Origin of the sequence: Streptomyces geranii, from assembly GCF_002954775.1 — a bacterium.
Taxonomy (GTDB): domain Bacteria; phylum Actinomycetota; class Actinomycetes; order Streptomycetales; family Streptomycetaceae; genus Streptomyces; species Streptomyces geranii.
On record NZ_PJME01000063.1, the window covers coordinates 25,635 to 48,680 of the forward strand.

A 23,046-nucleotide genomic window follows, 5' to 3' on the forward strand; every position below is an offset into this window, starting at 1 on the left:
TCATGGGGGCGAAAGGCTGTTGCCACCTCGGTTGGCAACAGGAGTCTGTGCTGCCGCTTTGAACGGCAACGCCTGATCCGGTCCCGAAGGTTCACCGCTCGGCCACGATGAGTTCGGGGCGCACGCCCAGACCCTGAGCGGGAGGACATCCGGTATGACCATCTCCGAAGAGGACACGACGCGGGATCCCGCACGACGGCCGTTCTGGCGCCGTCTCGTCGGCCAGGCCGCCCTTGGGGCAGCTGGAGCCATTGGTTCGGCATTCGTCACCGGACTGCTGTGGTGGCTGCGCGCTCGCTGACGACTCGGCGAACCTCCGCCTCCACCAACCAGAACCACCGGTGCAGAAGGCGGCACCCTTCTTCCAAAGGGGTGCCGCCCTCGGGCGTTTGCGGGAGCTTGGACGGGTGCTGTTCGGGGGGTCACCGACCGTGGCCGGGACGGGGACTCCCCGGGCTACCGCCAGGGCCTGTCCGGCGGATCAGGCCGGAGGACAGCTGCGGTGCCGAACAAGCGCAGACGGGCGTGCCAAGCCTCACGTCGGACCGTGTACCGGTGCCGTCGGACGGCAACGTCTGCCTTCTGAACAACCGGCACCGCATTGTCGTCCTCTGCAACACGAATGCCTCGAAGATGGAGGGCACTGCATCGGCGTGGGCGGCGGTGTGGGCCGCAGCAGCGGACGAGGACTCCCTGGACTGGTAGGCCCGTCGAGGCCTGTGGACGTGGCCGGGATCACACCAGCCCCGCCCCCGGTGTCGGAATGAGCGGGCGCTCAGTGGCCGTTGATGTGCATGCGTATGCACACAAGCGCAGGTTCTGACCACTCCGACCGCTCTGTCCCCTTCCCCAGGAGCCCCCACGTGACAGCCCCCGCCCCCGCCCACACCTCCCGCGCTGCCCAGGTTCTCTCCCGTCCCCTCTCGATCAACGGTCTGACCGTGTCGAACCGGATCGTGATGGCGCCGATGACGCGTGCGTTCTCGCCCGGTGGTGTTCCCGGGGCGGACGTCGCCTCGTACTACTCGCGTCGGGCCGCCGCCGGTGTGGGGCTGATCGTCACCGAGGGGACGTACGTCGGGCACGACTCCGCCGGGCAGAGCGACAGCATCCCGCGGTTCCACGGCGAGGAGCAGCTCGCGGGGTGGGCGAAGGTCGCCGAGGCCGTGCACGCGGCCGGCGGGAAGATCGTGCCGCAGCTGTGGCACATCGGCATGGTCAGGCAGGCCGGGCAGCCGCCGTACGCCGATGCCCCGGCGGTCGGTCCGTCCGGGCTGCGTCTCGACGGCAGCGCCGGCAGCGGCAAGGAGATGACGCAGGACGACCTGGACGACGTCATCGACGCGTTCGTCGAGGCCGCGGTGGCCGCCGAGCGCATCGGCTTCGACGGGGTCGAACTGCACGGCGCCCACGGCTACCTGCTCGACCAGTTCCTCTGGGCCGGCACCAACCGCCGCACGGACGCGTACGGGGGTGACCTGGTCGCCCGTACGAAGTTCGCGACCGAGATCGTGGCCGCCGTACGCGAGGCGGTGTCCGCGTCCTTCCCGATCATCTTCCGTTACTCGCAGTGGAAGCAGGAGGCCTACGACGCCCGGCTCGCCGAGACTCCGGAGGAGCTGGAGGCGCTGCTGGCCCCGCTCGCCGCGGCCGGGGTCGACGCCTTCCACGCCTCCACGCGCCGCTACTGGCTCCCGGAGTTCGAGGGCTCGGACCTCAACCTGGCCGGCTGGACGAAGAAGCTGACCGGCAAGCCCACCATCACCGTCGGCTCGGTCGGCCTCGACGGCGACTTCCTCCGGGGCTTCGCGGGCGAGGGTGCGCCCCTCAAGAGCGTCGACGATCTGCTGGACCGGCTGGAGGGCGGGGAGTTCGACCTCGTCGCGGTCGGCCGTGCGCTGCTCCAGGACCCGGAGTGGGCGGCGAAGGTGCTGGCGGGCCGGACCGGTGAGCTGAAGGCGTACGACGCTGCGGCGCTGGGTTCGCTGAGCTAGAGCCGGTAGTAGCTGGATCCGTACCCGTCAGGGGGGTGGGTCGGTCGCCCGTAAGATTTCCGCCAAAATTGCTGACAATTTTGCGGGCGATTGGTTCGCTTTGCTGGTTGCTTGCCGGCCAGCCCCTTCCAGCGTCACTGGAGACACACAGACGGTCTTAAGAAACTGCTGTTGAACTGTGCGGCGTCCGAACGAGCCGTGAAGACAGGAGACAGCAGTGAAGCGCAGGTCAGTGGTCATGGGACTCACCGCCGCGGCCGTCGTGGTGCCCGGGATACCCGCGATACCGGCGGTCGGACTCCCTTCCGGCGCCCGAACCGCAGCGTCCCTCGTCTTCGACCCGTCCGCCCACACCGAGCAGACGATCAGCATCACCGACACCACCGGCACCGCCCACGAGGTCGTCTACCGCTTCTACAAGGTCGCCTCCTACGTGGCGAACCCGGTCGACGCGACCTACCAGTCCCTGAACATCTGCGAGCCGGTGAGAATCGACGGCGCGGCGGTCGACGCGAGCGGGGCGCCGATCCTGCTCGCCAACGCCGTCGGCGGCTACGCGCCGTCCTCCGTGTCGGCCAGGACCGGGATCACCGCCACCGGCATGGGCGGCGCCACCACCCGCCAGGCGCTCGCGCTCGCCGCCGGGTACGTGGTCGTGGAACCGGGTGCGCGTGGCCGTACCCTCGTCGACGCGACGACCGGGGTCTACTACGGGGTCGCGCCCGCCGCGATCGTCGATCTCAAGGCCGCCGTACGGTACTTGAGGGCCAACAAGGGGCGGGTGCCCGGGAACGTGCGCCGGATCGTGTCGTCCGGTGTGAGTGCGGGCGGGGCGCTGTCGTCGCTGCTCGGTGCCTCCGGTGACAGCCCGCTCTACGAGCCCTACCTGGAGGCGATCGGGGCCGCCGACGCGAGCGACGCGATCTTCGCGACCGGGGCCTGGTGTCCGATCACGGACCTCGAACACGCCGACATGGCGTACGAGTGGTGCTGGGGGACGAACCCGCTGGGCGGCGGCGCGCAGGTGGACCAGACGCTGTCGAACGAGTTGAGCACGGCGTACGGCGAGCATGTGGCGTCGCTCGGGCTGCGGGCGAAGGGGTACGGCAGGCTCACGGCCCGCAATCTCGACGACTATCTGCTGAAGACGTTCATGGAGCCGTCGGCGACGAAGTACCTGGCGGGGCTGTCGGACGAGGCCCGCGCGGCCTATCTCGCCGCGAGGCCGTTCATCGACTGGTCCGGCGGCCGGGCCCGCTTCACCTGGGCGGACTTCCTCACCCACGTCGGCGCCCGCCGCAAGAACGTGCCCTCCTTCGACACCCTCGACCTGGCCAGCCCCGAGAACAACCTCTTCGGTACGGGGACCACGCGGGCCCGTCACTTCACCCTCTGGAGTCTCCGGCACGCGAACGGCGACAGCGCCCGTCTCGACGAGGACATCCCGGAGAAGCTCGCCCTGATGAACCCGATGCACCACCTGGTCGGCAAGGCGAACGACCGGCGCTCCAAGCACTGGTGGATCCGCCTCGGGACAAAGGACACCGACACGTCCCACACGGTCGCGGGCAACCTGCACGCCCGGCTCGATCAGCTGGGCGACGACGTCGACACGTCGTACTACTGGGACGCGGGGCACGGGGCGGACCAGGACCCCGGGGAGTTCGTGAAGTGGATCGGGGAGGTGTCGGGGTATTCCGGGGGCGGGGGGCGAGCGGCGGGTCAGTCGGCGTAGTCCTTGAGCTTCTCGGTGTCGAGGGTGATGCCCACGGGGTGGGGGATCGCCACGGCGGCCCCCCACGGGTGGGACGAGGACTGCTGGTACCGGCCGTCCTTCGGCTCGCTGAACACGGTGACGGTGTTGTTGTCGCGGTCGACGAGGAGGTAGACGGGGATGTCGGCCGCCGCGTAGCCGAGGGGTTTGTCGACGCGGTCGCGCTGGTCGGTGTCCCGGTCGTGGGAGGTGATCTCCACGGCCATGAGGGCGCCGTCGGGGTTGGACCACTCGCGGTGGCCTGTGAAGTGGTCCACGGGCGCCAGGAAACCGTCGGTGCGGGCGCGGCCCTTGCGGTAGGCCTCGGCCTTGACGCCCCGTTCGGGCGCAAGGTCGAGGTCGGGGCGCTGTTGCATGCACTGGCGGAGCAGCCACATGAAGATCGATGTGTGGGTGCCGTCGGGCATGGCCTTGACCTTTACTTTTCCGTTGATGTACTCCAGCCGCACGGTTTCGGGAGCGACGGCGGCAAGCTCCTCGAATTCGTCCACGTCGAGCGGACCGTGGCGGATGCACAGCCTTCCGCCGAGGAACTCCAGCCGGTTCCGCAGCTCTCGCGGAGCCCTGCGGACGAGTTCTTCGAAGTCCTCGACGGACATCTGCGGGCGGTCGGCGGTGTCAGGGGTCATGGCATTGCCTCCTTCCTCACATCGTGCCCTGGAGTGGCCTTGGCGGACGTTGGAGCCGTCATACGAGTGGCCTTTCTTGCTTCTTGTGGGCCATCGCAGCGCGGATTTCCGCAGCACGGGCGTGGATTGTCGGTGCGGGCAGGGGCGCACTGCTGTGAGCGGGGGCGTACTCGCCCCGGCACTCCCCGCACACGCCCCCCGGCAGCGCCTCCGCCCGCCCCGGCGCCCCGCACTTCGCGCACTCCAGCATTCGCAGCGCTGGCCGTGCGGGGGCGGGCCTCGGGGGGAGTTTGCCGGTCAGGCGGGTGCGGACCAGGGCGAACGGGGAGTGGACCGGGTTCGGCAGGCCGACGGTCAGGGCGTGTCGTACGGAGTCCTCGTCCGCGCCTCGCTCGAACCACTCCGCGACCAGCGGGGCCAGCGTCGCGCACTCCGCCTCGGAGAGGGACAGCGCGGAGGCGGTACGACCGAGAGCGGCGAGCAGGATGAACGCGCGTGAGCGCGTCTGGTGGCCCCCCTGCCCGTGCCGCTCCGGGGACTCCGCCGGTACGTCGCCCCGCGTGAACGTCGCCCACCAGTCGTCGTCCCGTGCCGTGCGGGTGAACCACGTTCGGGTGATCCAGAGTTGGCTTCCGGTGCCGGTCAGGTGTTCGCGGCCCCGGCGCAAGTGGCCTGCCCGCTGGAGGTTGTTGAGGGCGGTGCGGAGGGCGCACTGGCCGTACGTCATGTGCTTGGCCAGCGTCTTTACGCTGACGTCCGCCCCGTTCGGCAAGCGGTCGATGTACGAGGCCACCGCGGCCTCGCGGGGCGGGAGATGTGCGAAGTCGTGGTTCGTGCGGGGGCGTTGGCCGGGGGCGTCGCGTTTGCCGTAACCCGGATTGGCCATCGGGTGGGGCGGGGTCGCGTGCGCGGGCGGGACGGCAGCACTAAACTTGGCTTCAGCCACGGGATCGTCCGTTCGATCTTTGAGGTCAGGCCCCCGCAGGTGTTCCAGCACCTAGCGGGGGTTCGTTCTTTGGGCACGCTAGCCCCTCGTGACTCTGCGTGGCAAGCCGAACGCGTCAAGTCAACAGGTGGGGAGGGAGGGCGGGTTGAGACCCGCCTCCCATTCCAAAGAAGGAGGGCTCGGAGCTGGCCGCTTGAGCTTCGGGGCGCACCCGGCAGGGGTCAGCCGGCCACGTCCACGTGCACGTTGAAGCGCACGCCGTTGATCTTCACCAGCAGGTTGCCCTGGACCTGGCGTGTGTCCAGCGTGGCGCCGACGTTCCCCTTGCCCAACGCGGCCTTGTCCTGCGGGGGATGGCTCACGAACTCCGTGAACACCCCGGCGCCGCCGGCGTACGTGGCGATCTCGGTCCAGAGGGCGCGCAGGGCGTCGTAGTTGGTCGGGGACATCTTCTTCTTGCCGCCGAGCCCCAGAGCGAGGTTCACGCGCTCGCCGCCCACGTAGGCGTCGGCGCAGAGTTTCAGGGCCGTGTGGGCGAGGGTCTCGTTCAGCTCGGGATCCCCCGTGATCGTGTCCAGCAGGTTGTCGGTGTCGGCGGTGAGGGCCAACTTGCGCTTGGACTTCGCCACGCCTCCGGCGATGTCGAGCATGTCCTGCTGGATCGTCCTCTCGGCGTCCTCCAAGCCGAAGTTCCCGTCGCAGGCGATGTCGATGGTGGTCTCCCACTTCTTCGTGGTGATCCACTCCGGGTCGAAGCCGAGGTCGGCGCAGTACTTGGTGAGGTGGGTGTTGGCTTGTTCGCGGCTCTGGGCGATGGTGGGCACCGTGAACCTCCTCCAGGCGGTCGGTTGGTGCCCAAGCTCGCAGCGCGGGGGCGGGTCGTCACCGGGTAGCGCATGTTCCGGTGGCAAATACGCCCGATGAGGTCGGCAGTCGGTTCAGCCCTGCTTGAGGCTCCCTACGAACGCCGTCCAGGCACCCGCCCGGAACGCGAGCTTCGGCCCCCGGCGGTTCTTGGAATCCCTGATGGGCACGAGGGTGGGGTGGCCGGCGGCGACTTCGAGGCAGTCGCCGCCGTCGCCTGCGCTGTACGTCGACTTGTACCAGGTGGCCGAACTCAGGTCGTACTCACGGGTGCTGTTCTTCATGCTCGTAATCCTGCGCCACGGCCTCGATGAGGGCCAGTGAATCCTGAGGCGAGAGTGCCGCCGCCTGGAGCAGGCTGAACGTGAGGCTGTGGCGGGCGACCTTGGCCGGGTCGTCGATCAACTTCCCTGTGTCCAGCCCTTCGACGAAGCAGAGCGGGGGAGCGTCCGTGAACTCCATGAGCTTCAGGGAGCCGCCCATCGCGGCGTGTGCCCCGGCACTGAACGGCAGCACCTGCACGATGATCCGGTGACGGCGTGCCATGTCCACCACATGGCGAAGCGCCTTCGCCATCGTTGCTGCTCCGCCGACCGCCCGACGGAGCGCTGCTTCGTCCAGGATCGTCCAAAACAACGGGGTTGTTGGATCGTCGAGGAGGCGAGTGCGTTCCACGCGGATCGCCACCAGTTCCTCGATCTCGGACTCCGGGGCCAGCGGCCGGTAGGTGCGGAACAACGCCGCCGCGTATTCCGGCGTTTGCAGCAGGCCGGGGATCAGCAGCGGGAGGTAGTGCCTGATCGTCGTTGCGATCGCCTCCGCCTCCGCTGCCTCCGTGAAGTTCTCGGGGTATTTCGACTTGGCGAGCGCTGCGCAGTTGCGCTCGAAGAAGTCCTTGGTGTCCAGCATCTTGTCGAACTGGATGGCGTACTCGTGCATCATCCGCCTTGTACCGGCCTCCAGTTGGCCGATGAACGAACCGCTGACGAACAACGGTCGGCCCAGTTGGTCCTGGCTCATGCCCGCCGCCTCGCGGGCGTGGCGCAGCTCCGCGCCGAGGAAGGCCCGGGGTGAGGAGGCCGGGTCGAGGTCCTTCGGTCCTGCCATGGCAGCAACTCCCTGTCGCACACATGGGGTTGTTGGGATTCCGCTTCTGGCCAGGTTAGACACGTACCCGCCACTCTGTGTGGAGAACGCGAACACTCAGAGTGGAGAGGTGCGGACGGATGCAGACGACCGACGAAGTGGTGATCCGGTTGCGGGCGGCGTTGAGGGAGGTCGGCGTCGCCCTGCCGTCGCTGGGCGTCGACCCGGTGACCGGCGCCAGCGACGAACCCTTCGCGCTGGTGCGCCTCGGGCGCTGCAACGTCCGTACGGCGACCCGGCTGGCCGAGGTGCTGGAGGGCGTGACGGTGGGCGTCGGCGGCGACGGTGAGTGAGGTGTCGTACGCCCTTGATGTGCGCGACGGGCGGATCGGCGAGGTCATGGGGCGCGAGGGCGGGTACGTACAGCTGCGGCCCATCGGTGGGGGGTGCGAGTGGGACTGTCCGCCGGAGGCGTTGGGGGAGGCGGCGCCGGGGGAGGTGCTGCGGGCGCGGGTGCGGCGGGTGAACCGGGAGGGGCGGCTGCCCTGAGTGATTTGGACACCACTATCAGTGGAATCCATGCATACTGGTAGAAGGGAATTGTGTGTCTGGAGGATGCCATGTCGCGTACCATGATCGACCTCGATGATGCACTCATTGCCGAGGCCGCGGAAATACTGGGCACCACGACCAAGCGAGCCACGGTGAACGGTGCCTTGGCGGAGTTCGTGGCGGCGGCGAAGCGGCAGCGGTTCATGGACATGCTGGAGGACGGGGTCTTCAGCGACCTCGGGGATCCGGAAGTGATGGCGAAGGCGTGGCGGTAAAGCGGTATCTCGTCGACAAGAGCGTGTGGGCGCGTACCGGAAACCCGTCGGTCAGGGCTGTGCTGATGCCGTTGGTGCAGCGGGGGCTGCTGGCGACGTGCGCTGTTGTCGACCTTGAGATCCTGTTCAGCGCTCGGAACGGGGAGGAGCACGCGGCGGGACGGTCGGTCCGCAAGGGTTTCGAGTGGCTGCCGCTCACCGACGAGATCGGCGCTCGGGCCATCGAGGTCCAAGGACTGCTGGCGGAGAAGGGCATGCACCGCGAGGTGTCCATCCCGGACCTGCTGATCGCCGCCACGGCTGAGCGGCACGGGGTGACGGTGCTGCACTACGACGGCGACTTCGAGCGCATCGCCGAGATCACCGGGCAGCCCGTCGAGTGGGTCGTGGAGCGTGGGTCCGTGCCCTGAGCGGGGCTGCTTCGGTCAGTGACTCGTCACGGCGCGGGGATTCGGGCGTGGACCTCCCGGAGCACGTTCCGGATCGCCGTGCGGAAGATCTCTGCCTGGTGGTCGCCGAGGAAGTCCGTGTGGCCGAAGACCTCCAGGATGACCAGGCCGTGCAGTTGGCCCCACGCGATGAGGAAGAGTGTCGTCGCGGCGGGTGGCAGGGCCCTTTCCGGGGTGTCCGCCGGCATCTGGTCCAGGTGGGCCCGGAGTGCCGGTGAGAGTGGGGGCAGGTCGGCCCCGGTGAGCTGGGCCGTGGTGTAGCCGGCGAACAGTTCGCGCTGGAAGGTCGCCGCCATCCGGCGTACCGCCTGGGTCGTCGGGCCGTCCTCGGGGGCCTCGTAGTACCGCAACGGCGTGCCGTAGAGGAGCTGGAACCGCTCGGGGTTGTCGATGGCCCAGCGGCGGTAGCCCTCGGCCGCGGCCAGCGCGCCCGGCAGCGGTGTGCCGTCCGCTTCGGAAACCCCGGTGTGCACGGCGGCTTCCACCGCGTCGGCCAGGTCGTCGTACGCGTTCGTGATCAGCGCCGTGACCAGGGCGTCCCGGCTCGGGAAGTAGTGGTAGAGCGCCTGCACGGTCATGCCCAGGCCGCGGGCGATCGCGCGCAGGGACAGCGCGTGCGGGCCGTGTTCCGCGAGGTACTCCTCGGCGGCGTCCAGGATCTCCCGCACGGCGGTGGAGCGGCGGCGCTCGCGCAGGGAGGCGGGTTCGGGCCGGGCAGGGCTCTCGTGTGCGGGCATGAAGAAAATCTAACACTGCCAAATCTTTTTGCCTCCCGCTAACTTCGGTTGTGGCGCGCGCCGGTCACCTCTCTTCCTGTCAACTCCCTCCCCCTTCAAGGAGAACGGTCATGTTCGACCGCATAGCCGAGCTGGCGATCCGCCGGTCCCGGCTGGTCCTCGTCGTCGCCGTCCTGGTCACGGCCCTCATGGGCGCCCTGGGCGCCGGCGCGTTCGGCAAGCTGCTCGGCGGCGGCTTCGACGACCCCGCCTCGCAGTCCACCCGTGCCGCGAAGGTCATCGACGAGAGGTTCGGCGGCGAGACGAACCTGGTCCTGCTGGTCCGGGCCCCGGACGGGCCCGTCGACGCCCCGGCCGCCGAGCGGAGCGGCCGGGAACTCGTCGCCGACCTGCGCGCGGAGAAGAGCCTCGCCAACGTCGTCTCGTACTGGGACACCGACCCCGGCAGCCCGGACCTCCGCTCCCGGGACGGCCGCGAGGCCATCGTCCTCGCCCATGTGAAGGGCGACGAGACCCAGCAGCAGGAGAACGCCCGCGCCGTCATCGACGCCTACACCGGCACGTACGGGAAGAAGGGGGAGGCCCTTGCCGTGCGGGCCGGAGGGGGCGCCGCAGTGGGCGGTGACATGTCGAAGCAGGTCGTCGACGATCTCGTCCTCGCCGAGGCCATCGCCGTCCCGCTGACCCTCGTACTGCTCCTCTTCGTCTTCGGCAGCGTGGTCGCGGCCCTGCTGCCGCTGGTCATCGCGGTCATCGCCATCCTGGGCTCGTTCGCCCAGCTCTCCCTCCTCGGCAGCGTCACCGACGTCTCCGTCTCGGCGACCAACCTCACCACCGCGATGGGCCTCGGCCTGGGCATCGACTACGCCCTGCTGATGATCAGCCGGTTCCGGGAGCAGCTCGCCACGGGCGCGGGCGTGGAGGACGCGGTACGCCGGACCGTGCACACGGCGGGCCGTACCGTCGCGTTCTCCGCCGCGACCGTCGCCGCCGCGCTCGCCGCGCTGCTGGTGTTCCCGCAGTACTTCCTCCGCTCGTTCGGCTACGCCGGGGTCGGCGTCGTCGCCGTCGCGGCCGTCGGCACGCTGTTCGTGATGCCCGCGCTGTTCGTGGTCCTGGGACACCGGGTCAACAGCGGACGGCTGCCCTGGCTGAAGGAGGCGCGCACCACCGCTCGTACGTCCGTGTGGGGGCGGCTGGCCCGTACCGTCATGCGGCGGCCCGCGCTCACCGCGCTGCCCGTGCTCGCGGTTCTGCTGGTCGCGGCGAGTCCGCTGCTCGGCATCACCTTCGGCACCCCCGACGAACGCGTCCTGCCGACCGGCGCCGAGAGCCGCCAGGTCTCCGTGGCCCTGCGCGAGAACTTCAACGGCAACGACGAGTCCGCCCTCCACGTCGTGATCGACGGGCCGGTGGCGCAGGGGCCCCTGGGCACGTACGCGGCCGAGCTGTCCGGGCTGGCGGGCGTGGTGCGGGTCGAGAGCAGTGCCGGTATCTATGCGGAGGGACGGAGGTCCGCCGATTCGCCCAGCTCCGCCCTCGGGCGGCCCGGTGCGCAGCGGATGAGCGTCGTGAGCGACCTGACACCGCGGTCGGACGAGGCGCAGGACCTGGTCCGCGCGGTGCGGGCCGTCGACCCGCCCGCCGGGTCCGACCCGCTGGTCGGCGGTGTGGACGCCGTACTGGTCGACTCCAAGGACTCGATCAGCGGCCGGCTGCCGCTCGCCGTGGCGCTGGTCGCCCTGACGACCTTCGTCCTGCTCTTCCTGTTCACGGGGAGCGTGGTCCAGCCCCTGCGCGCGCTGCTCCTGAACGTGATCAGCCTGGGCGCGACCCTCGGCGTCATGACCTGGATCTTCCAGGACGGCCACTTCTCCTCCCTGCTCGGCTTCTCGGCGCAGCCGATGGAGGTGTCGATGACGGTGCTGATGTTCTGCATCGCCTTCGGCCTGTCCATGGACTACGAGGTGTTCGTCACCAGCCGCATCAAGGAACTCCACGACCTGGGCGAGGACAACGAGTCAGCCGTCGCCAACGGCCTCGGCCACACCGGCCGCATCGTCACGGCGGCGGCCTGCCTGCTGGCCGTGAGCTTCTTCGCCTTCGGCACCTCGAAGATCAGCTTCATGCAGATGTTCGGGCTGGGGAGTGGGCTGGCGATCCTCATCGACGCGGTCGCGGTGCGGGGGGTGCTTGTCCCCGCGGCGATGCGGCTGCTGGGCGGCGCCGCCTGGTACGCGCCCGGGTTCCTGCGTGCGGTGCACGGGCGGTTCGGGCTCAGTGAGGGGGGCGAGGGGGGACCTGCGGCGGCCTCCGTGGCCGCGCCGGGGGACGGGGCGGAGGCCGAGGTGCAGTCTCCGTACGCGAAGAAGACGACGACCGGGGCTTGAGCCTCGGGCCGACCAGACCACGCGAGAGGCCCCGGGCGCCGAAGCCAACTCTCAGTTCTCAGCTCTCAGTTCTCAGGAGTGATGGCTCAGGACTCGGGGTTCTCCGCAAGGCGGTCCAGGTGGTTCAGAGGGTCTAGGCGGTCGAGTCTCTTCTTGTGCGCCGGGGGCAGTTCGACCCGGCGCGCCGCCACGTTCTCCTCCAGGTGCGGGAGCCTCGCCGTGCCCGGGATCGGGAGGATCGCCGGGGAGTGGTGGAGGAGCCAGGCCAGGGATATCTGGGTCGGGGTGGCGTCGAGTTCGCGGGCGATCGCGGCGATCGTCTCCTGCTCGCCCGTCGAGCCCCACGCCACCGTCCGCCACGGCAGGAACGCGATGCCCGCCGCCTCGCAGGCCCTGAGCACGGGCTCGTGCTCGCGGTCGAGCAGGTTGTATCTGTTCTGGACGCTCGCGATGTCGACGATCTCGCGGGCGTCGGCCAGTTCCGCGACCGTCACCTCCGAGAGACCGATCCGGCCGACCTTGCCCGCCGACCTCAATTCCCGCAGCGCGCCCAGCTGTTTGGGGAGCGGGACCTCCGGGTCCAGGCGGTGCAGCTGGAGGAGTTCGAGGCGTTCGACGCGCAGTCGGCGCAGGGCCTCGTCGACCTGTGTACGGAGGCTGTCCGGGCGGCCGTCGTTGCGCCACTCGCCGGACGACGGGGAGCGGGTGAAGCCGACCTTCGTGGTGATCAGCAGGTCGTCCGGGTAGGGGTGCAGGGCCTCGGCGAGGAGTTCCTCGTTGGCTCCGCCGCCGTAGAGGTGGGCGGTGTCGATGAGGGTGACGCCCAGTTCGACGGCCCGCCGGGCCACGGCGACGGCGTTCGCGCGGTCGGCGGCCGGTTCGGTGGGCAGGTGCATGGCGCCGAAGCCGAGCCTGTTCACCGTCAGGTCTCCGGCGATACGGAACGTGCCGGATGTGTCGGAGGTGTTGGATGCGTCTGAGGTGCCGGATGCGTCGTAGGTGCCGGACGTGCTCACAGGTTGCCCATCGGCTCGATGTCCACCTTCACCGGCGTACCCCAGATCCGCAGCACTTCGTAGTCGGTGAACTCGTGGACCAGGCGGTAGGCGATTCCGGGGCGGGGGCCGCGGCGCTCGGCGGAGAGGTAGCGCTCGGCCTCCAGGCGGTCGCGGCGCGGGGTGCCGCAGAGCTGCCAGACCTGGCCGGTCCAGACCTCGGGGAGCCAGCGCTGCTGGGCCTGGGGGCGGTCAGGGCGGATGCCGTACCGGGACATCGTGCGCTCGGGGGACGTCGACTCGGGGTCTGAGGGGCGGGACTGCGGGTAGCCGCCGTTCTGCTGGCTGCGGCGGGCGCTGCGGCGGCGCGTCTCGCAGAGCAGGCACAGGTCGACGGCGTCCTCGTCGACCGGGCCGTTCGGATGCTCGGCGCAGCGGGTCGTGGGCGCCGAGCCGCTCACCGTGTCGTCCAGGATCGCCAGGGCCCGCTGGAGGTCGGCCTTGATCTCGTGCAGTTTCGTGTCGGGGGTGTCGGAGCCGAGCGCGTCCCCGTGCTCGCCGAGGACGCGCAGGGCTCGCCCGAGAGCGGTCAGCTGGGCGTGGTTCACGTAGGTCGTCCCTTCGGCGAGCGGTGTACTGAGCAACACCAACCGTCGCACACGCCACTGACAACGCGAGTAAGTGCGAGGTGCCTACGCCTCGAACTCCGTCAGGTCGATCGCGTGGACGAACAGCTGATGGCCGTACACCGGATGTGTCGTCACCCGTTCCTCAGTGAGGCCCAGCTTGCGGATGATGTTCTCGGAGGCGTCGTCGCCCGCCCTGCTGACGCTGACCACGCGGTCGAGGCCGCGGTCCTGGAGGGCGAACTCCAGGGTGGCGTGGGCGGCCTCGGAGGCGTACCCCTGGCCCCAGAACTGCGAGCCGAGCAGCCAGCTGATCGCCACGTCGTCCGCGACCTCCGGCAGGAACCCGGGCACGAACAGGCCTACGGCGCCCGCCAGTTCACCCGAGGCGAGCAGTTCGACGGCGAAGATGCCGAAGCCCTCCTCGTCCCACTCCTCCTCCCACCGCTCGATGGTCTCCGCCGTGTACTCCAGGTCGCGTACCGAGCCGTCGTCGATCCAGCGCATGACCTGGGAGTCCGCGTGGATCTCCGAGAGCGGCACGAGGTCGTCGTCGGTCCAGCGGCGGAGGAGGAGCCGGGGGGTGTGGATCTCGGTCATGGCGCCCATCCTGCCCGACGGGAGGACGGGCCCACGCATCAGTGGGGTGCCGCTGCGAGCGCTGCCCGCAGGTGACCGTCGCTCTCGGCGAGGAGCCGGGCCGCCGTGGGGCCGTCCACGCCGCCCAGGACGACGAGGATCGCGTTCTTCGTCTCGCCGTCCGTCGCCGCGAGCGCCGCCTCGATCTCCTCGTCGCCCGCCCCGGTCGCCAGCGCCACGATCCGCCGCGAACGGGCGCGGAGCTTCTCGTTCGACGCCCGTACGTCGACCATGAGATTCCCGTACGTCTTGCCGAGCCGGATCATCGTGATCGTCGACAGCATGTTGAGGACCAGCTTCTGCGCGGTCCCCGCCTTGAGCCGCGTCGACCCGGTCAGCAGCTCGGGCCCGACGACGATCTCGATGCCGTGGTCGGCCGCCGCCGCGAGCGCGCTGTGCGCGTTGCAGGACAGCCCGATCGTCAACGCCCCCTGCGCACGGGCGTGTTCGACGGCTCCGATCGCGTAGGGCGTACGGCCGGAGGCGGACACCCCGACCACCGTGTCCAGGGCGGTGACGCCGAGCGCGTCCAGGTCGTCGGCGGCCAGCTCCCTGGAGTCCTCGGCGCCCTCGACGGAGGTGACCATGGCTGCCGGTCCACCCGCGATCACGCCCACGACCCGCGCGGGGTCGGTGTTGAAGGTGGGCGGGCACTCGGAGGCGTCCAGCACGCCGAGCCGGCCGGGGGTACCGGCGCCCGCGTAGACCAGCCGTCCGCCGCGTGCCATCCGGGCGGCGAGTGCGTCGATCGCGGCGGAGATCTCGGGGAGCCGTGCGGCGACGGCGGCCGGGACGGTGGTGTCCTCGGCGTTCATGAGACGGGCGATGTCGAGGGTGGGAAGCCGGTCGATGTCGGCCAGCTCCGGGCGGAACGCCTCGGTCGTCAGCGACTCCAACTCCTCTTTGAGGTCCTTTTTGAGGTCCTTCAGGGCGCGGTTGTTGGAGGAGGCGTCAGCGGTGGAGGTCATGGCGTGCGGCTCTTTCTGGTCTAACGGTCCAACGGCCTAACGGTCTTTCGATCCACGGTCTTTCGATCCACGGTCTTTCGGTCCAACGGTCTTTCGGTCCAACGGTCTTCAGGTCTTTTCAGGTCTTCCGGCGCTACCGGCGGGATGTCGTGTTGTTGCCGCTGCGCGGGGTGTGACGGTGGGCCAGGGCCTCGTAGGAGGCGGAGAGGGCCGGGGCGGCGGTCTCGTACGTCTTCTGCGCCACGCCTATGAACAGGCAGTCCACGACGAGGAGTTGACTGGTCCGGGAAGACATGGCGGCCGGGCGCAGCTCGCTCTCGCGGGCCGTGGAGGTGGTGAGGATGTGGTCGGCGTACTGCGTGACGGGCCCGTCGGGCCGCCCGGTGATCGCGACGGTGGTGGCCCCGCGTTCGAAGGCGACGCGGAGCGGCTCGATGACGTCACCGGTCGACCCGGAGTGGGTGATCGCGACGGCGACGTCCTTCGCGCGCAGCTGCACGGCGTTGGTGACGGCGAGGTGCGGGTCGCTGTGGGCGTGCGCTATCAGCCCTATGCGCAGCAGCTTCTGGGTGAGGTCCTGGGCGACCAGACCGGAGGCGCCGACGCCGTAGATGTCGATGCGCCGGGCGGCGGCGAGCGCGCCGACGGCGGCGGACAGCTGGGCGATGTCCAGCCCGGCGGCCGTGTCGGCGAGGGTCTGCTGCTCGTCGTACGCCAGTTTCGCCACGACGTCGGCGAGGGGGTCGTCGACCGCGATGTCGGCGGTGACGGCGGGGGAGCGCCCCGACTGCTGCTGGGCGGCGAGTCCGGCGAGCGCGAGCCGCAGATCGCGATACCCCGGGTAGCCGAGCAGCCGTGCCGTACGGACGACGGTCGCCTCGCTGGTGCCGGTGAGTTCGGCGAGCCCGGTGACCGTGAGGGCGGCGCAGCCGGCCGGGTCGGCGGCGACCGCCTCGGCGACGCGCTGCATGGAGCGGGTCATCGTGGGCGCGAGCGTCCGCACCTTGGCGGCGAGGGCGGCGGGCGCGGGCGGGGTGACACCGAGCCCGCTGGGTGCGGTGGCGGCTGATCCGAAAATTTCCTTCACTTCGTGGGTCACATGATGAAAGATATTTTCCATTCGGACCTGTGGTCAAGAGTGCGCACAATGGGTGCATGACCCCCATCACCCCCTTGGAGCAGGCGCTGCACACGGCCCGCGCGCTCGTCCTCACCGACCTGGCCGAGGGCGAGGTCGCCGAACCGGACGTCGTGTCGATGGTGGAGGCGTCGGTGGCGGAACGCCGCTGGTGGGTCGAGCAGTGGCCCGAGGGCTCGGAGTACGTGGCGGGCCTGATCGCCCAGGACGTCCAGGACGCCCTCCTGGAACGCCACGGCCGCTGGCCCCTGTGCCCGGTCTGCGGCTCGGGCGACCCGCACGCCCTGGACGTGGAACCGGAACTGGGCCCCGACCCGCAGTGGGTGTGCCACAAGGCGGGGGTACGGGTGGCGGCGCTGGGCTCACTGGGCACGGCGACCACGGGCGGCCCCGACGAAGGATTCACTTCATCGTGACGGTCTACATAGACCCACCGGTCTGGCCGGGCCACGGCAGGCTCTGGTCCCACCTGGTGAGCGACGAGTCGTTCGAGGAACTGCACGCGTTCGCGGAGGAGTTGGGGGTTCCTCGACGGGCCTTCGAGCGGGACCACTACGACATTCCGTCGCATCGGTACGGGGATGTGGTGGGGGCGGGGGCGGTGGAGGTCAGCAGCCGCGAGGTCGTACGACTGCTGCACGGGGCGGGGCTGCGCAGACGTAAGGCGGCGGGCGGGTCACGCTGACCAGTACTGACAGGGAGCGGGGTCAGGGGCGCAACTCGTAGGCCTGGAGCCCCTCTTCGTCCAGTTCCTCGCTCACCTTCGTGAATCCGGCGCGGGCGATCACCGCCTGGGACGGGGTGTTGTGCGGCTCGACGGTCGCGAAGAGGGACCTTACGTCGTCCCGGGCCAGTGCCCACTCCGCCAGCTTGCGCAGGGCCTCCGTGGCGTAGCCGTTGCCGCGGGCGGCCTCCGCGAGGTCGTAGCCGATCTCGGCCTTGCCGTCCTCGTCCGGGACGCCGTGGAAGCCGATGCCGCCGACCGCGCGGTCGTCCTCGCGGCGTACGAGGACGTACAGGCCGAACTCCGGGCGGTGCACGCCCGCTTCGTACGCCTTGCCCACCATCCCGGCGGCCTCGCGGGTGCCGTCGAAGGGGCCGCCCTCGATCCAGTCGAAGCCGCCGGTGCCGCCCGTGCTCAGGTCGGCCGCGGCGGCCGGGCTGACGCCCTCCAGGCGGAGGCGGGTGGTGTCGAGGACGTGGTTGTTCGTCCAGTGCCACTCGGTGAGTCGGGGCCGGCCGGGGAGGTCGGCGCGGCCGGTCGCCCAGAGGAGGGTCTGCCAGGGGTCGGGGCCCGGGCGGACCTCCGGGAAGATGCGGGTGAGGACGAACTCGGCGAGGTGGGCGGGGGGTTCGTAGGCCAGGTCCAGGCCCTGCGCGATGTCGTACGCGTGCAGCAGCACTTCGGCGATACCCATCGCCGCGAAGCCCTCGCGGTTCGCGCTGCGGAAGGGGTACGGGTGGAAGCCGCGCGCGTTGCGGGGGGCTGTGCGGACGGCGGCGCCGAGCAGGGCTCCGGTCGTCGTGAGGACGTCCAGGATGCCCGCGTTGTCGGCGGGGGCAAGACCGCCCTCACGGCCGTCGATGCTGATGAGGAAGGGGACGTACGCGCTCTTCGCCTGGCCTGCCAACTGCCCGGCGTACGCGATGAGATCGCTGGCGATGTGCTCGGCCGTCCGTCGGCAACTCCACTCCAGCGGCCCGGCGCCGGTCTTCGCCCAGTCGCGGTCCAGCGCCGGTCGCAGCAGCGCCACCAGGCCCGCGACCGCCTCGGTTACTTCGTCTCCACCCGTGCTCAGCATGCGGTGAGGATAGGGGGTGGGGTGGGCGTACGGACACGCATTAAATCGGCCCGGGCGCTGCTTCCAACCGCTTCAGCTCCGCCGTGATGTTGGCGCGCGCCGGTTCCTCCCAGTGGTCCGTTCCGTACGGCGTGCGGAACAGCCTTGGCAGGGCGAGGAGTTGGTGCAGTACCGCCGCCCGGCCCTCCCGGAAGGCGTCCGGGGGGATGAAGGAGTACTCCTCGCGGACGGCGGCCGTGTAGGCGGCGTACGTCTCCTGCGGCGCGGCCAGGATCGCGAGGTCCGCGTCGCACAGGACCTGGCCGTTGCGGTCGTCGGGTGCGGGGTCGTGGGTGACGGTGAGGCGGACCAGGCGGGCCACCTCGGCGGTGTCCGCCGCCGAGAGCCCGGCCTCGGGGAGCGCGCGCTCGGCGAGACGGGCGGAGCGTTCCTCGTTCTCGGAGCGGTCGGGGGCGTAGACGGCGTCGTGGAACCAGGCGGCGAGGCGGACGGCATCGGGGTCCGCCGCGTGGCCCTCCAGTACGTCGATGTGGTCCAGGACCGCGGTGAGGTGGGTGAGGGTGTGGTAGCGGCGGTGGGGTTCCTGGTAGCGGGTGAGGAGGTTGTCGGCGTAGGGGGTGGGGTCGGGGGTGGGTTCCTGGGGTTCCTGGGGTTCCCGGGAGTCTGTGGCTTGGGCTGCTCTCAGGGCTTGGGTCCAGCGGGTGCGGAGGGCGTCGAGGGCGTCGAGGGCGTCGAGGGTGTCTGGATCGGCTTGGTCGGGCATGTGGGCATTCTCCCGGTCGGCCGCTTCCGCCCCTAGCGTGGGAAGCATGACTTCTTCTGCCGATGTACGTGACGTACGTGACCCCGAGCTGCCCGGGCGGCTCCTGATCGTCGAGCGCGACGCGCTGATACCGCTGCTGCGGGCCCGGCCCGAGGCCGACTTCGGGATTCTGACCGCTGGATGCCCCGAGTGGACCGTGCGGGATGTGCTCGCGCACTGTTCGGCCGTGCTGCTGAGGGTGGTGGAGGGGCGGCTGGAGAAGGGGGCCTTCTCGCCCGAGTCGAACGCCCGGGACATCGCCGAGCGGGGCGACTGGACGAACGCGCAGGTCCTGGACGAGCTGGAGCGGGTGATGGGCGAGGCCGGGGCGGTGATCGCCAAGGCCGGGGGGAGGCTGGACGGGGCCGCGCTGGGGGAGTGGGTGCACGCCGGTGACGTACGGGAAGCCCTTGGCGAGCCGGGGGCCTATGCGGGGCCCGGGCTGCCGTACGCGCTGCCGCTGCTCGCTCGGTTGAGCCGTGAGTACCGGCTGGTGCCGCTGCATGCCGACGTCGATGAGCTGGACGAGCCGTTGCGGCTGGGGGATGTGTCGGGGGCGCGGACGCCGGGGCGGTTCATCGGGGGTGCGGCGACGCTGGTGCGGTTGTATGCGGGGCGGCCGGTGGAGGGCTCGGGGGCAGGGGTGGGGGCTGGAGCTGGGTCTGGCTCTGGGGCGGGGGCAGGGGCGTATGAGTTGGTGGGGGTGGAGGAGCGGGAGTTGAACATGTTCGGGGGGTGAGCGGTGGGGTGGGGGCCGGGGCGGGGCGGGCGTACTCTTGGGTCAGATTGGACTAGACCTGTTGTAGCCGCTCCGAACGGAAAGGTGTGGACCCGATGAGCCAGCGCGCAGTCCTGGAGGTGATCGCCCTCGACGTCGAGGACGCCGTCGCTGCCCAGGAGGGAGGTGCGGACCGGTTGGAGCTGGTGGCCGACATGGCCGCCGACGGGCTGACTCCGTCGGTCGCCGTTTTTGCCGCGGTTCGGGGCGCTGTCGATATTCCGGTGCGGGTGATGTTGCGGCTGGTGGACGGGTTCGGGGCCGGGGATGTGGAGGGGCTGGTTCGGGTCGCCGGGGAGTTGCGGGGGGCCGGGGCGGAGGAGTTCGTGCTGGGGTTTCTGGGGGCCGACGGGGGTGTCGATCTCGGGGCCGTCGAGCGGGTGGTGGCCGGGTTGGACGGCTGCAGGTGGACGTTCCATCGGGCGATCGACCATGCCGCCGACCGGGATGCCCTGCGCAAGCAGCTCGACGGGTTGCCGGGGCTCGATACCTACCTCACCGCCGGGTCGGCGGAGGGGGTGGATGCGGGGCTTCCTGTGCTGGTCGCGGAGGCGGGGCGGGGTGGGGAGGCCGGGTATGAGCAGCGGTTGTTGGTGGGGGGTGGGTTGCGGCTCGATCATGTGGCGGGGTTGGTGGCTGTGGGGGTGGATGCGTTTCATATCGGGGGGGCTGCTCGGCCTGGGGGGTGGGGGAGGGCGGTTTCGGTGGGGGCTGTTGCGGAGTGGCGGGGGGTGTTGGACGGGGGGTGAGGGGGGATTTTCCTTCGCCCCCGCCGCCCCTACCCGTCCCATCCCCGGGGGGGGGGGCGCCCCCCCCGCCCGCCCCCCCCCCCCCCCCCCCCCCGGCCGGGGGGGGGGGGGGGGGGGGCCGGGGGGGGGGGGGCATAGGGTGGGCCGGTGGGGGGGCGATCGGCCTGGACGGCCTCGTCCTCAAACGCCGGACGGGCTGGAGATGCCGGCCTGCGCTGAAAACCCGAGCCACGGCCTGCACCCTCAAGCCACGGCCGGTAACCACTTGCAGCCCAGCCCGGCACCCTCAGCCCGTCCGGCGTTTGAGGACGAGCGCGTTCAGCGCGATAGGCGGGGGTCTGGGGGCGCAGCCCCCAGGGATGGGTATGGGTAGGGGCGGCGGGGGCGAAAAAACTCCCCCCGACCCCTCAGCTCAGCCCAACTCCCCCGGCAACACCCCCACATGCGTAACGATCAACCCCGACACCGCCCTCGTCAGCGCCACATACAGCCGCCGCAACCCCGTCCGCTCGTCCGGCTCGCCGTCCACCACCGCCCTGGGCTCGTCCAGGACCACGTAGTCGTACTCCAGGCCCTTCGCCAACGACGCCGGTACCAGGGTCAGTCGGGTTTCCTCGGTCGTCTCCTCGCCGGGGGACAGGAAGCCGATCCCCGCTGCCCCCAGCGCCTCCGCCAGCGCCGGGATGCGCGCGTCCGCCGCGATCAGGCCCGTCGAGCCCTCGTTGCGCAGCAACTCCTCGCAGGCGGCCACCACTTCTGCATCCGGAGCGGCCGTCCCGCCGATGTCCCGTACCTCGAAGAAGCCCGGGTTCTCGCGGACCGACGCCACCGGCGTGAGGCCCGGGGCGATGTGCGGCAGCAGCCGTGACGCGTACGTGATCACGTCCGTCGGGACGCGGAAGCCCGCTGTCAGTTCCTCCACCACCGCGTCCGACTTGCCCAGGTGACCCAGCGCCTCCTCCCAACTCCGCGTCGCCCAGGGCGTGGTGCCCTGCGCCAGGTCGCCGAGGACCGTCGCCGAGCCCGTCGTGCAGCGGCGGCCCACCGCGCGGTACTGCATCGGGGAGAGGTCCTGCGCCTCGTCCAGGACCACATGCCCGAGCGAGTGCGTGCGCTGGACCAGGTCGGTCGTCTCGTCGATCAACACCGCGTCCGCCGCCGACCACTTGGCCGACTTCACCGAGCGGATCGGCTTCGCCCAGAGGATCTCCTTCTGCTCGTCCTCGGTCAGGACCTCCGCCGCGTGGACGGCCAGGAAGTCCGCGTCCGTCAGGAGGCGGAGGACCAGTTTCGCGGGGTCGACCGGCGGCCAGAGCGTCTTCACCGTCGCCTTCACCGCCGTGTTGCGGGCCACCGCGTCCTGGACGCGGTCGTCGGGGGCCTCGCCCGAGCGTTCCATCTGGACCAGGACCGCGTGCGCGATCCGCTGCGGCAGAGCCTCGCGGGCGGCGCCGTAGCGGATGCCACGGTCCAGCAACTCCCGGACGATGACTTCGAGTTCGTACGCCGGGACGCGCCAGCGGCGCGAGCCCCGTACCACGACCACGGGTTCCGTCGGCAGGGTGACGTGGGAGTACACCGCCCTGCGCAGCACCTCCGCCATCCTCGCGTCGCCCTTGATGACGGCCGCCGGTGCCGGGTCCGTGCCGCGTACCTCCACATGGGCCACCAGGTCGTCGACCGTGGCCTGCTTGACCTCCAACTCGCCCAGTGCGGGCAGCACTTGCTCGATGTAGTGGAGGAAGGAGCTGTTCGGGCCGATGACGAGGGTGCCGGTGCGGGCGAGGCGCTCGCGGTGGGCGTAGAGGAGGTAGGCGACGCGGTGGAGGCCGACCGCCGTCTTTCCGGTGCCGGGACCCCCTTGCACGCACACCGAGCCGCCCAGCCCACTCCGTACGATCTCGTCCTGCTCGGGCTGGATGGTCGCCACGATGTCGCGCATCGGGCCCACGCGCGGGCGCTCGATCTCCTGCTGGAGCAGCTTGCTGGTGGCGGCCGTCTCGGCGGGGTCGGAGAGGTGCTCGTCCTCGTAGGCGGTCAGGTCGCCGGCCGTGTAGCCGAAACGGCGGCGCAGGGCGATGTCCAGCGGGTCCTTCTTGGAGGCCCGGTAGAACGGCTGGGACACCGGCGCGCGCCAGTCGATGACCATCGGGTCGCCGTCGGCGTCGTGGACGTGCCTGCGCCCGATGTAGAAGCGTTCCCCCTCCGCGCCCTCCGCCTGGTCGGCGCCGGGGGCGTGGAGGTAGTCGAGGCGGCCGAAGAAGAGGGGGGTGTGGCTCAGGTCGGCGAGTGCCTTGATCCGTTCCTCGATCTGGCGGGAGAGGACCGCCGCGTTGACCCAGTTCGCGGTGACGTCCTTGATGTCGAGGGCCTCCGCGTCCTCACGCATGGCGCGCAGGGCCGCCCGGGAGTCGGTGAGGTGGGAACGTTCGCGGCCGAGGGGGTCGTCGGCGGGTGTGGGGGCGGCGACGGGGACGGGGACGGAGCTGGACAAGGGGGGTGCCTCCGGATGCGGGCCGATACCTGCTGCGTAGCCGCGTATCGGCTTCTGCTGCTGGGTGTGACGTCGGGAGCCGACCGGTTTCCGTCCGGGCGGCGGCACTCCGTGAGGGGGAGGCGGGCAAGAGCGGAGATCCTAGAGGAGGGGAACGGGTGGAGGCCAATCATTTTCGGGGCCCACGCGGTGGACCACCGCCCACGCCACCGCCTACGGCATCCGTCGTCCCCTAGGTCGTGTCCGCAATGTCAGGGGAGCCAGAGTCGTAGGCAGGCGATGGTGACCAGGGCTTGGTAGTGGCGGGCGCGTTTGTCGTAGCGGGTGGCGAGGGCTTTGTTGTGCTTGAGCTTGTTGAA

26 protein-coding genes and 1 pseudogene are annotated in these 23,046 nt (G+C 70.5%); 12 read left to right on the plus strand and 15 right to left on the minus strand.

Going from position 1 to position 23,046, the window contains the following annotated elements:
• Positions 1 to 154 precede the first annotated feature (154 nt).
• The 3 genes from CW359_RS45615 to CW359_RS40145 all read left to right on the plus strand — a co-directional run bounded on the left by CW359_RS45615 (position 155) and on the right by CW359_RS40145 (position 3,729).
• On the plus strand, positions 155 to 301 hold the full coding sequence (locus CW359_RS45615) for a hypothetical protein (protein WP_157968733.1): 147 nt from the start codon (positions 155 to 157) through the stop codon (positions 299 to 301).
• Positions 302 to 863: 562 nt separating this feature from the next.
• Positions 864 to 1,994 (plus strand): NADH:flavin oxidoreductase, encoded by a 1,131-nt coding sequence (locus CW359_RS40140; RefSeq protein WP_105975185.1) that lies wholly within the window; start codon positions 864 to 866, stop codon positions 1,992 to 1,994.
• Positions 1,995 to 2,232: 238 nt separating this feature from the next.
• On the plus strand, positions 2,233 to 3,729 hold the full coding sequence (locus tag CW359_RS40145; RefSeq protein ID WP_332875049.1) for a subtype B tannase: 1,497 nt from the start codon (positions 2,233 to 2,235) through the stop codon (positions 3,727 to 3,729).
• On the opposite strand, the gene CW359_RS40150 is transcribed toward CW359_RS40145, so the two are convergent.
• The 5 genes from CW359_RS40150 to CW359_RS40170 form a co-directional block, all read right to left on the minus strand.
• Entirely contained in the window at positions 3,717 to 4,397 is a 681-nt protein-coding gene (locus CW359_RS40150; RefSeq protein WP_232838813.1) for a Uma2 family endonuclease, read from the minus strand. The genes CW359_RS40145 and CW359_RS40150 overlap by 13 nt on opposite strands.
• Positions 4,398 to 4,455: 58 nt before the next feature.
• Positions 4,456 to 5,283: a helix-turn-helix domain-containing protein gene (locus CW359_RS40155; protein WP_105975187.1), complete on the minus strand. Its 828-nt coding sequence runs from the start codon at positions 5,281 to 5,283 to the stop codon at positions 4,456 to 4,458.
• 281 nt (positions 5,284 to 5,564) lie between these two features.
• On the minus strand, positions 5,565 to 6,167 hold the full coding sequence (locus tag CW359_RS40160) for a hypothetical protein (RefSeq protein ID WP_105975188.1): 603 nt from the start codon (positions 6,165 to 6,167) through the stop codon (positions 5,565 to 5,567).
• A gap of 114 nt (positions 6,168 to 6,281) precedes the next feature.
• Complete coding sequence (locus tag CW359_RS40165) at positions 6,282 to 6,491, minus strand: DUF397 domain-containing protein (RefSeq protein WP_105975189.1); 210 nt, start codon at positions 6,489 to 6,491, stop codon at positions 6,282 to 6,284.
• A complete protein-coding gene (locus CW359_RS40170; RefSeq protein WP_105975190.1) occupies positions 6,472 to 7,314 on the minus strand; it encodes a helix-turn-helix domain-containing protein in 843 nt (280 codons plus the stop codon). Before CW359_RS40170 ends, CW359_RS40165 begins: the two co-directional genes overlap by 20 nt.
• A 119-nt stretch (positions 7,315 to 7,433) precedes the next feature.
• On the opposite strand from CW359_RS40170, the gene CW359_RS40175 reads away from it, so the two are divergent.
• The 4 genes from CW359_RS40175 (at position 7,434) to CW359_RS40190 (ending at position 8,530) form a co-directional block, all read left to right on the plus strand.
• Positions 7,434 to 7,646 (plus strand): hypothetical protein, encoded by a 213-nt coding sequence (locus CW359_RS40175; RefSeq protein WP_105975191.1) that lies wholly within the window; start codon positions 7,434 to 7,436, stop codon positions 7,644 to 7,646.
• Between the two features lies 1 nt (position 7,647).
• Positions 7,648 to 7,842, plus strand: coding sequence for a hypothetical protein (locus tag CW359_RS40180; protein ID WP_105975192.1), 195 nt, complete (start codon positions 7,648 to 7,650; stop codon positions 7,840 to 7,842).
• A gap of 71 nt (positions 7,843 to 7,913) precedes the next feature.
• Entirely contained in the window at positions 7,914 to 8,120 is a 207-nt protein-coding gene (locus CW359_RS40185; RefSeq protein ID WP_105975193.1) for a type II toxin-antitoxin system VapB family antitoxin, read from the plus strand.
• Positions 8,111 to 8,530, plus strand: coding sequence for a PIN domain nuclease (locus CW359_RS40190; RefSeq protein ID WP_105975194.1), 420 nt, complete (start codon positions 8,111 to 8,113; stop codon positions 8,528 to 8,530). The genes CW359_RS40185 and CW359_RS40190 overlap by 10 nt, the downstream gene beginning before the upstream one ends.
• A gap of 26 nt (positions 8,531 to 8,556) precedes the next feature.
• Here CW359_RS40190 and CW359_RS40195 read toward each other — a convergent pair whose 3' ends face one another.
• Positions 8,557 to 9,306, minus strand: coding sequence for a TetR/AcrR family transcriptional regulator (locus CW359_RS40195; RefSeq protein ID WP_105975195.1), 750 nt, complete (start codon positions 9,304 to 9,306; stop codon positions 8,557 to 8,559).
• 110 nt (positions 9,307 to 9,416) lie between these two features.
• Here CW359_RS40195 and CW359_RS40200 point away from each other — a divergent pair, with 110 nt between their 5' ends.
• On the plus strand, positions 9,417 to 11,696 hold the full coding sequence (locus CW359_RS40200) for an MMPL family transporter (protein ID WP_105975196.1): 2,280 nt from the start codon (positions 9,417 to 9,419) through the stop codon (positions 11,694 to 11,696).
• An 86-nt stretch (positions 11,697 to 11,782) separates the two neighbouring features.
• On the opposite strand, the gene CW359_RS40205 is transcribed toward CW359_RS40200, so the two are convergent.
• The 5 genes from CW359_RS40205 to CW359_RS40225 form a co-directional block, all read right to left on the minus strand.
• Positions 11,783 to 12,616: an aldo/keto reductase gene (locus CW359_RS40205; protein WP_105975211.1), complete on the minus strand. Its 834-nt coding sequence runs from the start codon at positions 12,614 to 12,616 to the stop codon at positions 11,783 to 11,785.
• A 92-nt stretch (positions 12,617 to 12,708) separates the two neighbouring features.
• Positions 12,709 to 13,299 (minus strand): hypothetical protein, encoded by a 591-nt coding sequence (locus CW359_RS40210; protein WP_105975197.1) that lies wholly within the window; start codon positions 13,297 to 13,299, stop codon positions 12,709 to 12,711.
• A gap of 84 nt (positions 13,300 to 13,383) precedes the next feature.
• Positions 13,384 to 13,917 (minus strand): GNAT family N-acetyltransferase, encoded by a 534-nt coding sequence (locus tag CW359_RS40215; RefSeq protein ID WP_105975198.1) that lies wholly within the window; start codon positions 13,915 to 13,917, stop codon positions 13,384 to 13,386.
• 38 nt (positions 13,918 to 13,955) lie between these two features.
• Positions 13,956 to 14,924, minus strand: coding sequence for an N-acetylmuramic acid 6-phosphate etherase (murQ, locus tag CW359_RS40220; protein WP_105975199.1), 969 nt, complete (start codon positions 14,922 to 14,924; stop codon positions 13,956 to 13,958).
• A gap of 133 nt (positions 14,925 to 15,057) precedes the next feature.
• Entirely contained in the window at positions 15,058 to 16,023 is a 966-nt protein-coding gene (locus CW359_RS40225; RefSeq protein ID WP_198655564.1) for a MurR/RpiR family transcriptional regulator, read from the minus strand.
• 56 nt (positions 16,024 to 16,079) lie between these two features.
• Here CW359_RS40225 and CW359_RS40230 point away from each other — a divergent pair, with 56 nt between their 5' ends.
• Both CW359_RS40230 and CW359_RS40235 read left to right on the plus strand, forming a co-directional pair.
• Entirely contained in the window at positions 16,080 to 16,478 is a 399-nt protein-coding gene (locus CW359_RS40230; RefSeq protein WP_105975200.1) for a hypothetical protein, read from the plus strand.
• Complete coding sequence (locus CW359_RS40235) at positions 16,475 to 16,747, plus strand: DUF4031 domain-containing protein (protein ID WP_105975201.1); 273 nt, start codon at positions 16,475 to 16,477, stop codon at positions 16,745 to 16,747. The genes CW359_RS40230 and CW359_RS40235 overlap by 4 nt, the downstream gene beginning before the upstream one ends.
• Before the next feature lie 22 nt (positions 16,748 to 16,769).
• Here the strand turns inward: CW359_RS40235 and CW359_RS40240 are convergent, their stop codons facing one another.
• Entirely contained in the window at positions 16,770 to 17,864 is a 1,095-nt protein-coding gene (locus CW359_RS40240) for a GNAT family N-acetyltransferase (RefSeq protein ID WP_105975202.1), read from the minus strand.
• 40 nt (positions 17,865 to 17,904) lie between these two features.
• Positions 17,905 to 18,627 carry an HD domain-containing protein gene (locus CW359_RS40245; protein WP_105975203.1) on the minus strand — a complete coding sequence of 241 codons (723 nt, stop codon included), beginning with the start codon at positions 18,625 to 18,627 and terminating at the stop codon, positions 17,905 to 17,907.
• Positions 18,628 to 18,673: 46 nt separating this feature from the next.
• On the opposite strand from CW359_RS40245, the gene CW359_RS40250 reads away from it, so the two are divergent.
• Both CW359_RS40250 and CW359_RS40255 read left to right on the plus strand, forming a co-directional pair.
• Positions 18,674 to 19,405, plus strand: coding sequence for a maleylpyruvate isomerase family mycothiol-dependent enzyme (locus tag CW359_RS40250; protein WP_105975204.1), 732 nt, complete (start codon positions 18,674 to 18,676; stop codon positions 19,403 to 19,405).
• A 95-nt stretch (positions 19,406 to 19,500) separates the two neighbouring features.
• On the plus strand, positions 19,501 to 20,193 hold the full coding sequence (locus CW359_RS40255) for a copper homeostasis protein CutC (protein ID WP_105975213.1): 693 nt from the start codon (positions 19,501 to 19,503) through the stop codon (positions 20,191 to 20,193).
• Positions 20,194 to 20,605: 412 nt separating this feature from the next.
• Here CW359_RS40255 and CW359_RS40265 read toward each other — a convergent pair whose 3' ends face one another.
• Positions 20,606 to 22,687, minus strand: a complete 2,082-nt coding sequence (locus CW359_RS40265) for a HelD family protein (RefSeq protein ID WP_105975205.1) — start codon at positions 22,685 to 22,687, stop codon at positions 20,606 to 20,608.
• 251 nt (positions 22,688 to 22,938) lie between these two features.
• Positions 22,939 to 23,046 (minus strand): annotated as a pseudogene (locus CW359_RS40270) (IS5/IS1182 family transposase); the annotation flags it as partial.